At 50.2% G+C, this 13,718-nt stretch carries 11 protein-coding genes and 1 tRNA gene; 5 read left to right on the top strand and 7 right to left on the bottom strand.

Features of this window, described 5'->3' with window-relative positions; translation table 11 throughout:
- Positions 1–68: 68 nt before the first annotated feature.
- Positions 69–716 carry a nitrate/nitrite response regulator protein NarP gene (gene narP / locus RTW80_RS11730; protein WP_001113637.1) on the bottom strand — a complete coding sequence of 216 codons (648 nt, stop codon included), beginning with the start codon at positions 714–716 and terminating at the stop codon, positions 69–71.
- 319 nt (positions 717–1,035) lie between these two features.
- Between narP and yejO the strand changes: the two genes are divergently transcribed.
- On the top strand, positions 1,036–3,627 hold the full coding sequence (gene yejO / locus RTW80_RS11725; RefSeq protein ID WP_312719159.1) for an autotransporter YejO: 2,592 nt from the start codon (positions 1,036–1,038) through the stop codon (positions 3,625–3,627).
- Between the two features lie 102 nt (positions 3,628–3,729).
- Here yejO and RTW80_RS11720 read toward each other — a convergent pair.
- The 3 genes from RTW80_RS11720 to RTW80_RS11710 form a co-directional block, all read right to left on the bottom strand.
- A tRNA-Pro gene (locus RTW80_RS11720) sits at positions 3,730–3,806 on the bottom strand.
- Between the two features lie 74 nt (positions 3,807–3,880).
- Positions 3,881–5,641 (bottom strand): LPS biosynthesis-modulating metalloenzyme YejM, encoded by a 1,761-nt coding sequence (gene yejM / locus RTW80_RS11715; protein WP_000256203.1) that lies wholly within the window; start codon positions 5,639–5,641, stop codon positions 3,881–3,883.
- A gap of 19 nt (positions 5,642–5,660) precedes the next feature.
- Positions 5,661–5,888, bottom strand: a complete 228-nt coding sequence (locus RTW80_RS11710) for a YejL family protein (RefSeq protein ID WP_001135667.1) — start codon at positions 5,886–5,888, stop codon at positions 5,661–5,663.
- A gap of 181 nt (positions 5,889–6,069) precedes the next feature.
- Here RTW80_RS11710 and yejK point away from each other — a divergent pair, with 181 nt between their 5' ends.
- Positions 6,070–7,077 carry a nucleoid-associated protein YejK gene (yejK, locus tag RTW80_RS11705; protein ID WP_000050793.1) on the top strand — a complete coding sequence of 336 codons (1,008 nt, stop codon included), beginning with the start codon at positions 6,070–6,072 and terminating at the stop codon, positions 7,075–7,077.
- A 138-nt stretch (positions 7,078–7,215) separates the two neighbouring features.
- On the opposite strand, the gene rplY is transcribed toward yejK, so the two are convergent.
- Together rplY and RTW80_RS11695 are read right to left on the bottom strand one after the other, a co-directional pair.
- Positions 7,216–7,500, bottom strand: a complete 285-nt coding sequence (rplY, locus tag RTW80_RS11700; RefSeq protein ID WP_000494183.1) for a 50S ribosomal protein L25 — start codon at positions 7,498–7,500, stop codon at positions 7,216–7,218.
- Positions 7,501–7,624: 124 nt separating this feature from the next.
- Entirely contained in the window at positions 7,625–9,385 is a 1,761-nt protein-coding gene (locus tag RTW80_RS11695) for a DEAD/DEAH box helicase (RefSeq protein WP_000578061.1), read from the bottom strand.
- A gap of 148 nt (positions 9,386–9,533) precedes the next feature.
- On the opposite strand from RTW80_RS11695, the gene rsuA reads away from it, so the two are divergent.
- The 3 genes from rsuA to RTW80_RS11680 all read left to right on the top strand — a co-directional run bounded on the left by rsuA (position 9,534) and on the right by RTW80_RS11680 (position 12,124).
- Positions 9,534–10,229 carry a 16S rRNA pseudouridine(516) synthase RsuA gene (gene rsuA / locus RTW80_RS11690; protein ID WP_001234850.1) on the top strand — a complete coding sequence of 232 codons (696 nt, stop codon included), beginning with the start codon at positions 9,534–9,536 and terminating at the stop codon, positions 10,227–10,229.
- A gap of 27 nt (positions 10,230–10,256) precedes the next feature.
- Complete coding sequence (bcr, locus tag RTW80_RS11685) at positions 10,257–11,447, top strand: multidrug efflux MFS transporter Bcr (RefSeq protein ID WP_000213361.1); 1,191 nt, start codon at positions 10,257–10,259, stop codon at positions 11,445–11,447.
- Between the two features lie 332 nt (positions 11,448–11,779).
- Positions 11,780–12,124: a YejG family protein gene (locus RTW80_RS11680; protein ID WP_000202798.1), complete on the top strand. Its 345-nt coding sequence runs from the start codon at positions 11,780–11,782 to the stop codon at positions 12,122–12,124.
- 3 nt (positions 12,125–12,127) lie between these two features.
- Here the strand turns inward: RTW80_RS11680 and yejF are convergent, their stop codons facing one another.
- Complete coding sequence (yejF, locus tag RTW80_RS11675) at positions 12,128–13,717, bottom strand: microcin C ABC transporter ATP-binding protein YejF (protein ID WP_000194898.1); 1,590 nt, start codon at positions 13,715–13,717, stop codon at positions 12,128–12,130.
- Between the last annotated feature and the right edge of the window lies 1 nt (position 13,718).

The following is a 13,718-nucleotide window of genomic DNA, read 5'->3' as shown; positions in this document are numbered from 1 at the left end:
CGTAGCGCATCAGGCAGTTTTGCGTTTGTCATAAATCTCAGCCCGATGATAAATCCATCGGGCTATTTTTATTGTGCCCCGCGTTGTTGCAGGAACAGAATGGTGGCCGCCACGCGTGAGCGGACATTGAGTTTGCGCAGCAGATTGCGAATATGTACTTTTACTGTCTGCTCTGAAATATTCAACACCGAGGCAATCTGTTTATTTGACAGCCCCTGTGCCAGCTCGTGCAGAACATCCAGCTCGCGCTCCGTCAGCACGCTGAAGGGATCTTCTTCCGCGCCAAACATTTCACGTTCACGTAAGTACTGATTGACGCGTTCGCTAAAGACTTTGCTGCCTTTCGCTCCAGCACGAATTGCTTCCAGCAATACTTCCGGGTCGCTGTCTTTCAACAGATAACCGTCTGCGCCTGCGTCTATCAGCGCAAAGACATCGCTGGAGGCATCTGATACGGTCAGGATAATAATTTGCGCGGTAACGCCATCCCTGCGCAAGGCATTGAGGGTATCCAGGCCACTCATACCTTTCATATTGAGATCCAGCAAGATCACGTCGATATCCAGTCTATTCGCCAGATCGATCGCGCTCGCGCCGTCGCCCGCTTCGGCGACCACTTCAAAGCCAGGATCAAGCTCCAGTAACTGACGAACACCGCGTCGCATAAGTGGATGATCATCCACAATCATCACCTGAAAAGGCGTTGCTTCAGGCATAGTAGTCTCCTGAGGTTTTATTAGAATCATTATGTTTGAGCGTAGCGTTGGTAACGCTACCAGGCGCGTGAATGTTACCCCATTTTATGTATGGACATGTAGTGAAAACTACAACCTTGTCGTTCGCTTTGGCATCATTTTCATTATAAAGACGGAATTTTGCATCAGCTTCTCATCAAGAAAAACAACTAAAAAATCAATCACAATACTTGTGCATTTCTTTAAACAGTTTTTAAAAACTGACTCCGGGTATGGAGCTATGGGTATTTTCTGTACCCAATGCTTTTAACTGCAATTAATTTCATAGGATGAAAGCTCAATGCATCAATCTGGTTCTGTTTCTCTTTGTCGTTCCGCAATATCTGTTCTGGTGGCTACAGCGTTATATTCACCCATAGCATTGGCATCAACAGTTGAGTATGGTGAGACAGTTGATGGTGTTGTCCTGGAAAAAGATATCCAGCTGGTTTATGGGACCGCCAATAATACGAAAATCAATCCTGGCGGAGAACAGCATATAAAAGAATTTGGTGTAAGTAATAATACTGAAATTAACGGAGGGTATCAGTACATTGAAATGAATGGCGCCGCAGAATACTCAGTATTAAATGACGGTTATCAAATTGTTCAAATGGGTGGCGCGGCAAACCAGACTACGCTCAATAATGGTGTGCTACAGGTTTATGGCGCAGCGAATGATACCACGATTAAAGGCGGGCGCTTAATCGTTGAAAAAGATGGGGGGGCCGTCTTTGTCGCTATCGAAAAGGGAGGACTACTGGAGGTTAAAGAGGGGGGATTTGCATTTGCGGTAGATCAGAAAGCAGGCGGTGCTATTAAAACAACCACGCGGGCCATGGAGGTATTCGGAACAAACCGTCTCGGTCAGTTCGATATCAAGAATGGTATTGCTAATAATATGTTGTTGGAAAACGGCGGAAGTTTGCGAGTTGAAGAAAATGACTTCGCTTATAATACCACTGTAGATAGTGGCGGCTTACTGGAGGTTATGGATGGCGGGACTGTAACTGGCGTTGATAAAAAAGCAGGCGGAAAATTAATTGTCTCAACGAATGCGCTGGAAGTGAGTGGTCCAAACAGTAAAGGCCAATTTAGTATAAAAGATGGTGTGTCAAAAAATTATGAACTGGATGATGGTTCCGGGCTCATTGTTATGGAGGACACGCAGGCCATTGATACTATCCTTGATAAGCATGCCACTATGCAATCGCTGGGAAAGGATACTGGTACGAAAGTGCAGGCAAATGCGGTATATGATCTCGGTCGATCATATCAGAATGGAAGTATCACGTATTCCTCAAAAGCCATCTCTGAAAATATGGTTATCAACAATGGCCGCGCTAACGTCTGGGCTGGCACAATGGTTAACGTTTCAGTCAGAGGGAATGATGGCATTCTTGAGGTCATGAAGCCGCAAATAAATTATGCACACGCAATGTTGGTGGGTAAGGTAGTGGTTTCTGAGGGCGCTTCTTTTAGAACGCATGGTGCCGTGGATACCAGCAAAGCGGACGTTTCGCTCGAAAATAGCGTATGGACCATCATTGCCGATATCACTACGACGAACCAAAACACCCTCCTCAACTTAGCCAACCTTGCGATGTCTGACGCAAATGTGATTATGATGGATGAGCCAGTGACTCGTTCATCAGTGACGGCAAGTGCGGAAAATTTCATTACGTTGACCACCAATACCCTGTCGGGAAACGGCAATTTTTATATGCGTACCGATATGGCTAATCATCAGAGCGATCAGCTCAACGTCACCGGTCAGGCAACAGGTGATTTCAAAATATTCGTGACGGACACCGGTGCCAGCCCGGCAGCAGGAGATAGCCTTACACTGGTAACAACGGGCGGCGGTGATGCTGCATTTACGTTGGGCAATGCCGGAGGCGTTGTTGATATCGGTACGTATGAATATACCTTGCTGGATAATGGCAACCATAGCTGGAGTCTGGCAGAGAATCGCGCGCAAATTACCCCTTCAACCACTGATGTGCTGAATATGGCGGCCGCACAACCGCTGGTATTTGATGCAGAACTGGACACCGTGCGTGAGCGTCTTGGTAGCGTAAAAGGCGTTAGTTACGATACGGCGATGTGGAGTTCGGCAATTAACACCCGCAACAACGTGACCACTGATGCGGGAGCTGGTTTTGAGCAAACATTGACGGGCCTGACGCTCGGTATCGATAGCCGTTTCTCCCGTGAAGAAAGCAGTACAATTCGCGGCTTGATCTTTGGTTACTCTCATTCTGATATTGGTTTTGATCGCGGCGGCAAAGGTAATATCGATAGCTATACCCTGGGGGCTTATGCCGGTTGGGAGCATCAGAACGGTGCCTATGTTGATGGGGTGGTGAAAGTTGACCGTTTTGCCAACACCATCCATGGCAAGATGAGTAATGGGGCAACAGCGTTTGGCGATTACAATAGTAACGGCGCGGGTGCTCATGTTGAGAGCGGGTTCCGTTGGGTTGACGGATTGTGGAGTGTTAGACCCTATCTGGCCTTTACCGGCTTTACCACAGATGGTCAGGACTACACGTTATCAAACGGCATGCGCGCGGATGTGGGAAATACCCGGATATTACGCGCTGAAGCGGGAACGGCGGTAAGCTATCACATGGACCTGCAAAACGGTACGACGCTGGAACCCTGGCTGAAAGCGGCCGTGCGTCAGGAATACGCCGATTCTAACCAGGTGAAAGTTAATGACGATGGCAAATTTAATAATGATGTGGCTGGAACCAGTGGCGTTTATCAGGCTGGGATAAGGTCATCGTTTACCCCGACGTTAAGCGGTCATTTGTCAGTCAGCTATGGCAATGGCGCAGGGGTAGAATCGCCGTGGAATACTCAGGCGGGTGTGGTCTGGACGTTCTGATAACAGAAAATAAACAGGCTGTGATGTGTCACGGTCTGTTTATCGAATTAATTGCAGATATAAAAAAACCAACCGTAAGGGTTGGTTTTTTCTTGGGATTTTTGGTCGGCACGAGAGGATTTGAACCTCCGACCCCCGACACCCCATGACGGTGCGCTACCAGGCTGCGCTACGTGCCGACTCGTGGCTGCTAATACTACCGTTTTCCACACCGATTGCAAGTAAGATATTTCGCTAACTGATTTATAATTAATCAGTTAGCGATAAAACGCTTCTCGTCTGTCAGCACTTGCAATAACAAACTTAACTGTGGTTTTTCATCTTTCACTCTTTCACCACGTAAGTTGTAAGTGCGGTATTTACCGTTATTGTTCAGCACCAGCGTCTTTTTCGGGGTGGTAATTGCCAGCGTATCGTTATCCGCTGCGGTAACCCAGTAATGACGGCGTTGAGGGTTGAACAAATCCTGACCTTGCGAATATTCGCTGGCAGGTGTGCTGACATGTAGCAGGCGTTGCATCAGCGTCGTCATCAGATCGGTATGATCCGTCAGAGCATTAATACGCTGCGCCGGCGTGCCTGGCCAGTGAATCACTAATGGTACCTGCAGATGACCGTGGGACCAGTCAAAGGTTTCTTCCTCTTCGCTCAGTGGAATACCCCGACCGGCAGTGATAATCACTACCGTATTGTCCAGTTTGCCAGAATCACGCAGTGCATTGAGCACGCGGTTGATCTGGTCATCGACATTGCCTGCCGCCCGGCTATATTTCCGTGCAAATGCCTGCTGATTGCTGTCGTCAATGTTAGTACCATTGAAAGAAACCCACGAGAACCAGCGGTTATCTTCTTGTGCGTAGCGTCCCAGCCAGTTGATCCACTGCGTGGCGGTCTGCTCGTCGGATTGGGTGCGTACGCTCGGCATCGAGAAATCTGACAACAATGCCTGGCGATACAGCGGGCTGGTAAAGCCATCTGATGAGAATAACCCCAGCTGATAGCCTTGCTGATTAAGCGCAGTAATTAATGCCGCAGGCGTACGGGTCGACAGAATGCCGTCCATATAGCTCGGCGAGATGCCATAGAACAGGCCAAAGATGCCGTTGTCTGTAGTGTTGCCGGAGCTCATATGGCGCGTGAACGAAATATTTTGCTCAGCAAAACCTGCCAGCGCAGGCATCTGCTTCTCGAAGCGTGAGTAGTTCAGGCCATCGACAGTAATCAACAGCACATTCTGCCCGGTGCCCATATCGCGATAGCGCAGTTCGCTTAACGGATACTGAACGGAAACGGCGTCTGGATTACCTTGCTCAATAAGACGGCGTTGATACTCCTGCGCATCAAGCAGACCATGCTTCTCAAGAAAACGTCGCGCCGTCATCGGGTACGAAAGCGGCAGGTTAGCGCGCTGCATGGTGATCGGGCGATAGAAGTTGGCATCGGCCCAGATATACACCACATGCGAGGCGATAAAGGCGATAAATAAGAATGCGGCCAGCGGGCGCGCGAAGCGTCGACGACGCGTCAGGCTGCGCAGCTTTTGCCAGCTCCACGTCGCAAACACCAGTTCAAGCAATAAAATAACCGGCACGCTGATGAACATCAGCTGCCAGTCGCGCGCCATCTCATTTTCGTCTGGGTTGATAACCAGTTGCCAGACGATGGGATTAAGATGGAGATGGAAACGAGTAAAGACTTCGCTATCGATCAGTAATAGCGTCATTCCCGCCGTTGCCAGAATGACGGACAAAAACCTCATCAGCCTCTGGGAGCCGACGATAAAGGTCAGCGGGAAGAGGATCAGCAAGTAGGTGGCGAACACCAGGAAGCTGAAATGGCCGATAATGCTTACGTAGGAATAAATGCGACCAGCAAGCGTTGTCGGCCAGTCGGCGATAAACAGGTAACGGCTGCCAATGACGAGCGAAAGCAGAATATTGAACAGTGCAAACCAGTGCCCCCAACTGACCATCTGGGAGACTTTTTCACGGTAGCGCTGACGATGAGTTACCATAACCTGTTATCTGTTTCCCTTAGTGCGCTTTGTCTTCGTTGATAGAGGACTGTAAGGCGCGGGCAAAAGAGTTGGCAATTGCCTGGCGTTGGGCCGGGGCAATGCTGGTGTTGATAAGGTTAGTGACCATGTTGCCTAACACCATCAGGGAAAGGTCGGTCGGAGCCTTATGTTTTTCCAGTACGTTGAGCAGCTCTGCGAGCAATTGTTCAACCTGTTCATCACTGTAGCGGGAAATTTGTGGCATAAATCGAAATCAGTTAGTTGATGAAAGGGCAACATATTACCGTAGCAACGGTTTTTTTTCTGCTTTTTTATGCGTTAAATCATTCTCGTTACGCTGCCTTCTGTAAAATGACCGCCATCTTTTATTGCGTCGCTTAACCGGCGGTGGTTGAATACCGCCCGGTCTTAAAGGAGAGTTTATCATGAGTCTGGATATCAACCAGATTGCTCTGCACCAGCTTATCAAGCGTGATGAGCAGAACCTTGAGCTGGTGTTGCGCGATTCATTGCTGGAACCGACAGAAACCGTCGTTGAGATGGTGGCAGAACTGCATCGGGTCTATAGCGCCAAAAATAAAGCTTACGGCTTGTTTAGCGAAGAGAGTGAACTGGCGCAGACGCTGCGCTTACAGCGTCAGGGCGAAGAGGACTTCCTGGCATTTAGCCGCGCGGCAACCGGCCGCCTGCGTGACGAATTAGCGAAATATCCTTTTGCTGACGGTGGATTCGTGCTGTTTTGCCACTATCGCTATCTGGCGGTGGAGTATTTGCTGGTGGCAGTTCTGAGCAACCTGAGCAGTATGCGCGTTAACGAAAATCTCGACATCAACCCAACCCATTATCTTGATATCAATCATGCGGATATTGTTGCGCGTATCGATTTAACCGAATGGGAAACCAATCCAGAGTCCACCCGCTATCTCACTTTCCTGAAAGGGCGAGTAGGGCGCAAAGTGGCGGATTTCTTTATGGATTTCCTCGGGGCCAGCGAAGGGTTAAACGCGAAAGCGCAAAACCGTGGGCTGTTGCAAGCGGTTGATGATTTCACTGCCGAAGCACAACTGGATAAAGCAGAGCGACAGAACGTGCGCCAGCAGGTTTATAGCTACTGTAATGAGCAGCTGCAGGCAGGCGAAGAGATCGAACTGAAATCGCTGTCGAAAGAGCTGGCAGGCGTAAGCGAAGTGAGCTTCACGGAGTTTGCGGCTGAAAAAGGCTACGAACTGGAAGAGAGCTTCCCGGCAGACCGTAGCACACTGCGTCAGTTGACGAAGTTTGCCGGTAGCGGCGGTGGCTTGACTATTAACTTTGATGCGATGCTGTTAGGTGAACGCATCTTCTGGGATCCAGCAACCGATACCTTGACCATTAAAGGCACGCCGCCGAATTTGCGCGACCAATTGCAGCGCCGGACGTCTGGCGGCAATTAATCGGTTTTGTGTTCTGAATGCCAGATGCGGCGTGAACGCCTTATCTGGCCTGCAAAAAATAGCAATACCGTAATCAGGCATAATCTGCAGATACAAAAAACCCCGCCGGAGCGGGGTTTTTTACAACTTATTCAGCAATTAAGCGCGAACGAAGTCGATGTGCTGCAGCTTCGGTTTGTACGGGTGACGCTGTACGTCCTGAGCTTTAACTTTGATTTCTTTACCGTCAACAACGATGGTCAGAACTTCGCTGTAGAATTCAGCTTTAGCTTGCATGTTCATGACTTTGTCGTGATCCAGCTCGATAGCCAGCGGCGCTTCTTTGCCACCGTAGATGATTGCCGGGAACTTGTTAGCGGCACGCAGGCGGCGGCTCGCACCCTTACCCTGCTCTTTACGTACTTCTGCGTTGATAGTAAACATTTCTTTCTCTCTTAAATTAATCCTGCTACAGGCGACCCAGCAACAGGTAAGTGATCTGCTTTGCGTATGCAAAAGCGGGCGAGATTCTATACTCAATCGCCTTATACATCAATCAAAACTACCATTAACCGCGTAATTCGTGCGCCAGACGAAAACGACCTTCGTAATCGAACACTTTTTCACGCACCTGCCAGTACTGGCCTTTCATGCGGGCGACGACAAAATCCGGGTGTCGCAATAAGGCTTGCTGGGCGAGGATATCGGCGGCGGTGATCCAGCGCAGCGGGATGCCCGGTGTGCGCGTATGCGGGCGGATAAAAAGCTGCTCGAAGGCGGTACGCTGGGCAGGTGTTTGCAGACGGAAACGCTCACTCACATCCGCGCCGTCTTCATCGTAATAGGTGATTTTCAACCATTCGCCTTTCTCGTCGTGCCCATGTTGCAAAGACATGCCGCTACAGCGTAATACCAGCGCGTCTTTCAGTCGTAGCGCCGCTTTTAACATATCGTCCGGATCAACCAGTACGGTGTCACATTCGCGGCAGCGGCGGGCGGCAATATCGTTTTCCGCGTTACATTGCGGGCAATTTTTAAAACGGAAACGGAAGTCACATTGTTCGCGATGACCGTCGTCATCTTCAAACCATCCCTGACAGCGACGACCAAAGTGTTCAATCAATGTCCCGTCGGCGGTCGTTTTCCCCCAAAAGGTGTTGGCAAAACCGCAGGCAGGGCAGAAAACCTGTACCGGAACGTTGTCACTTTTGCCTTTTGGTGTACCAACTTCCGGCGCGTAGAGATCGTGAGGATTACCCGCATAATCAAGAATTAAGCAATCAGTCTTGCCCGGAGCGAGACGCAGACCGCGCCCGACAATTTGTTGGTAAAGACTCACTGATTCGGTAGGGCGCAGAATGGCGATAAGATCGACGTGCGGGGCGTCAAATCCGGTGGTCAGTACCGCGACGTTGACCAGATAGCGAAAACGCTGGGCTTTAAAATTTTCAATTAACACATCGCGCTCAGCGCCGGGGGTGTCGCCAGTAATCAGTGCTGCATCTTCGGCAGGCAGTAATCCCACAATCTCTTTTGCGTGTTCAACCGTCGCGGCAAAAATCATCACCCCTTTGCGCGTTGCAGCAAACTCCATAATCTGGCTGATGATGTGCGGGGTAATACGTTGTTGTTTTTTCAGCTCACGGTTGAGATCGGCTTCGCTGAACAGCCCGTTACTCTGTGCCTGCAAGCGGCTGAAATCGTATTGCACTACTGGCATATCCAGTCGTTCTGGCGGCGTCAGATAGCCGTGTTTAATCATATAACGCAGCGGCAGCTCATAAATGCAGTCACGGAAAAGGGCTTTCTCATCGCCGCGTACCATGCCGTGATAATGAAACTGGTAGATCCAGCCTTTGCCCAATCGAAAAGGCGTGGCAGTCAGCCCCAGCAGGCGTAAGTGGGGATTCACTTTTGTCAGGTGAGTGAGGATTTGCTGATACTGGCTCTCTTCATCGTCACCAATACGGTGACATTCATCGACAATCAACAGCGAAAATTCACCCTGAAAGGCATCAAGATTACGGGCGACAGACTGCACGCTGCCAAATACCACTTTACCGTGGCTCTCTTTGCGCTTTAGCCCGGCGGCAAAAATATCGGCTTCCAGCCCCAGCGCCTGATACTTTGCATGGTTTTGCGCCACCAGTTCTTTAACGTGTGCCAGCACCAGCACGCGACCACGAGCCAGCCGTGCCAGTTCCGCTATCACCAGGCTTTTACCTGCGCCGGTGGGCAGCACGATAACGGCAGGGGTTTTATGACGACGAAAATGGTTGAGCGTGGCATCCACGGCTTCTTGCTGATATGGGCGAAGTGTAAAAATCATGGTCTCGCGTAGGTAGATTATTCTGCTAATAGTATGCCATGGATCTTTTTCCCTTGAGGGATGTTATTAGACCGCTATACTGGGCAGACAACAGTTCAGATTTTCGGGTCAATGCCCGACCTCCGTTTTTACAGGCAAAATCACACACATGCGACTTGATAAATTTATCGCACAGCAACTCGGCGTTAGCCGTGCTATTGCCGGGCGTGAAATCCGCGGCAATCGTGTCACCGTCGATGGCGAAATCGTCCGTAATGCAGCGTTCAAACTGCTTCCTGAACATGATGTCGCTTACGATGGCAACCCGCTGGCGCAGCAACACGGTCCACGTTACTTCATGCTCAATAAGCCTCAGGGCTATGTTTGCTCCACGGACGACCCTGATCACCCAACGGTGCTCTATTTTCTTGATGAACCGGTAGCGTGGAAACTGCATGCGGCGGGGCGGTTGGATATTGATACCACCGGTCTGGTGCTGATGACTGATGATGGTCAGTGGTCGCACCGCATTACTTCTCCGCGCCATCATTGCGAGAAGACCTATCTGGTGACACTGGAATCACCTGTAGCTGACGATACGGCAGAGCAATTTGCTAAAGGCGTGCAGCTGCATAACGAAAAAGATCTCACTAAGCCTGCGGTGCTGGAAGTGATTACCCCAACGCAGGTTCGTCTGACCATCAGCGAAGGGCGTTATCATCAGGTGAAACGCATGTTCGCCGCCGTGGGTAACCACGTGGTTGAGCTGCATCGTGAACGTATTGGCGGTATTACGCTGGATGCTGATTTAGCCCCCGGTGAATATCGTCCGTTAACTGAAGAAGAAATTGCCAGCGTCGTCTAACTTTTCAATGACTTTCAGGAGCCCGTTGTGACCACCCGACAGCATTCGTCGTTTGCTATTGTTTTTATCCTTGGCCTGCTGGCCATGTTGATGCCGCTGTCGATTGATATGTATCTGCCCGCGCTACCGGTAATTTCAGCGCAGTTTGGCGTACCGGCGGGCAGTACGCAGATGACCCTCAGTACTTATATTCTGGGCTTTGCGTTGGGGCAGTTAATCTACGGGCCGATGGCAGACAGCTTCGGGCGTAAGCCGGTGGTGCTCGGCGGTACGCTGGTGTTTGCCGCCGCCGCGGTGGCGTGTGCGTTGGCAAACACCATCGATCAGCTGATTGTGATGCGTTTCTTCCACGGGCTGGCTGCGGCTGCGGCCAGCGTGGTCATTAACGCCCTGATGCGCGATATTTACCCGAAAGAAGAGTTCTCGCGGATGATGTCGTTTGTCATGCTGGTGACAACCATTGCACCGCTGATGGCACCGATAGTTGGCGGCTGGGTGCTGGTGTGGCTGAGCTGGCATTACATCTTCTGGATCCTGGCATTAGCGGCGATTCTGGCTTCGGCAATGATTTTCTTCCTGATTAAAGAAACCTTACCACCGGAGCGTCGTCAGCCATTTCACATTCGTACCACTATTGGTAACTTTGCGGCGCTGTTCCGCCATAAACGTGTCCTGAGCTACATGCTTGCCAGTGGTTTCAGCTTTGCCGGGATGTTCTCATTCTTAAGCGCCGGACCGTTTGTTTATATTGAAATTAACCACGTCGCGCCGGAAAACTTTGGTTATTACTTTGCGCTAAACATTGTTTTTCTGTTCGTGATGACCATCTTTAACAGCCGCTTCGTCCGCCGCATTGGCGCGTTAAATATGTTCCGCTCGGGGTTGTGGATACAATTTATTATGGCAGCGTGGATGGTCATCAGTGCGCTGCTGGGGCTGGGATTTTGGTCGCTGGTGGTTGGCGTTGCGGCGTTTGTGGGCTGCGTGTCGATGGTGTCATCCAATGCGATGGCGGTCATTCTTGATGAGTTTCCCCATATGGCGGGAACGGCATCTTCGCTGGCAGGAACCTTCCGTTTTGGCATAGGGGCAATTGTTGGCGCATTGCTTTCTCTTGCGACCTTTAACTCTGCATGGCCGATGATTTGGTCAATTGCATTCTGCGCAACCAGCTCCATTCTCTTCTGTCTGTACGCCAGTCGGCCGAAAAAACGGTGATCTATTGCACAACGAGGAAGCTAAAAGGCTTCCTTTGTTGATGCATGTCAACCACAAATCTATCATTCCCCCGATATATGTTTATTTTATGTAAAATCAATTTATGTAAAAAGTCACATCATTGTAGTTAAAAAGGTTGAGTTAGATCGCAGAAACGGGTACATATAGCCCCGCAAACGTGACCACGCCCGCAGATATTACTTAAATCAGAGCCATAGAGGCCACGCAGGCGAGGCATCAATCTTTACGATCTGTATAAAGACGGATTGTTGATGATGTGTTAAAATTGATGTAAACAAATTGTGAAGTGAATGTGCTTCCGGGGAAAATAAGTGACTTCATTACAACTCTCAATCGTCCATCGACTGCCGCAGAACTATCGCTGGTCTGCTGGTTTCGCAGGTTCGAAGGTTGAACCGATTCCGCAAAATGGACCGTGCGGTGACAACAGCCTGGTGGCGCTTAAATTGCTTAGCCCGGATGGTGATAATGCATGGTCGGTGATGTATAAACTAAGCCAGGCGTTAAGCGACATCGAAGTTCCATGTTCGGTGCTGGAGTGTGAAGGTGAGCCGTGCCTGTTTGTAAATCGCCAGGACGAGTTTGCTGCAACATGCCGATTGAAAAATTTTGGTGTGGCAATTGCCGAACCCTTTTCAAACTACAATCCTTTTTAAGCGTCAGCTCAACGCCAGTAGCTGACGCGTATACTCCTGCTGCGGTGTGGCAAACACGCGCGCGCACGGTCCTTGTTCCACTACTTCCCCTTGTCGCAGTATGATAACCTGATGACATAACGCGCGGACAACGTGCAAATCGTGGCTGATAAACAAATAGGCCAGTTGATGCTTTTGTTGCAATGATTTCAATAGCGTCAATATTTGCGCCTGTACCGTTTTGTCGAGTGATGATGTCGGTTCATCAAGTATGATCAGCGAGGGCTTAAGAATTAATGCCCTGGCAATCGCAATACGTTGTCGCTGACCACCAGAGAACTCCGCCGGATAACGGTGGCGTGTTTCAGGATCTAATCCCACTTCATGCATCACGGCTATCACTTGTTGTTCGCGTTGTGCGGCAGAAAGCGTCGGCTGGTGAACCCGTAAGCCTTCCTCAATAATCTGCAAAACGTTGAGTCGTGGGTTGAGCGAGGAGTTTGGATCCTGAAATACCACCTGAATGCGATGACGAATAGGTAACAGCTGGCGGCGATTTAAATTTTGCAGTGGCTGACCGTCAAAGATGATGCTGCCCTGAGAATTAATCAGTCGCAGCAGCGCCAGTCCCGTCGTACTTTTCCCGGAACCGGACTCGCCCACTAAACCCAGTGTTTCACCCGCTCGTAGCGTAAAACTGATGTTTTTCACCACCACATTATGATCCACAATGCGCTTCAAAATCCCTTTGCGAATGGGGAAGGCAACCTGAAGCTGTTCAACATCCAGCAACGTTGAGGCAGGTTCTGGCAACGGCACTGGATCGCCTGACGGTTCACTGTTGAGTAGCTTTTGTGTGTAAGGATGAGTGGGTGATGCAAATAGCGTAGCGGCGTAATTTTGCTCGACACAGCGACCGTTTTGCATTACCGCCACGCGGTGGGCCAGTTTTCTGACAATGCTGAGGTTATGAGTAATAAACAGCATGCCCATATTCAGCTCGCCTTGCAGTTCGCGCAACAGCTGTAAAATCTGCGCCTGGACAGAGACGTCCAGTGCGGTGGTCGGTTCATCGGCAATTAATAATTCCGGTCGCGTTAACAGCGCCATCGCAATCATCACCCGCTGCCGTTCGCCGCCGGAGAGCTGATGCGGATAATCTGTCAGCCGTTTTGCCGCCTGGCGGATACCAACGCGATCAAGGCAGTTAAGAATTTCGCCACGAGCCGCTTCCCGACGCATCCCGCGGTGGAGTGAAAGCACTTCATAAAGCTGTTTTTCCAGGGTATGCAATGGATTTAACGACACCATCGGTTCCTGAAAAATCATGGCGATCTTATTACCGCGTACACCGCGCAACGTTTGATCGCTGGCGTGAAGCAGCGATTCGCCATGAAAACGAATATCGCCGGAGAGATATTCAACCGGCGGGGAAGGGAGCAGGTGTAAAATTGACAGCGCGGTAACGCTTTTGCCTGAACCTGACTCACCCACCAGCGCCAGCGTTTCGCCAGCCTCAATCTGTAGTGAAACATCATTGACTACTGTACGTACGGTTTGCTGATGGCGAAAACCCACCGACAAATTTTCAATCGCTAACAGAGTTTGCGTCATG

This window comes from Escherichia sp. AM3, from assembly GCF_032029835.1.
GTDB classification, from domain to species: Bacteria; Pseudomonadota; Gammaproteobacteria; order Enterobacterales; family Enterobacteriaceae; genus Escherichia; species Escherichia coli.
Note: the sequence above shows the minus strand (reverse complement) of the source record. Positions and strands in the feature narration are given on the sequence as shown.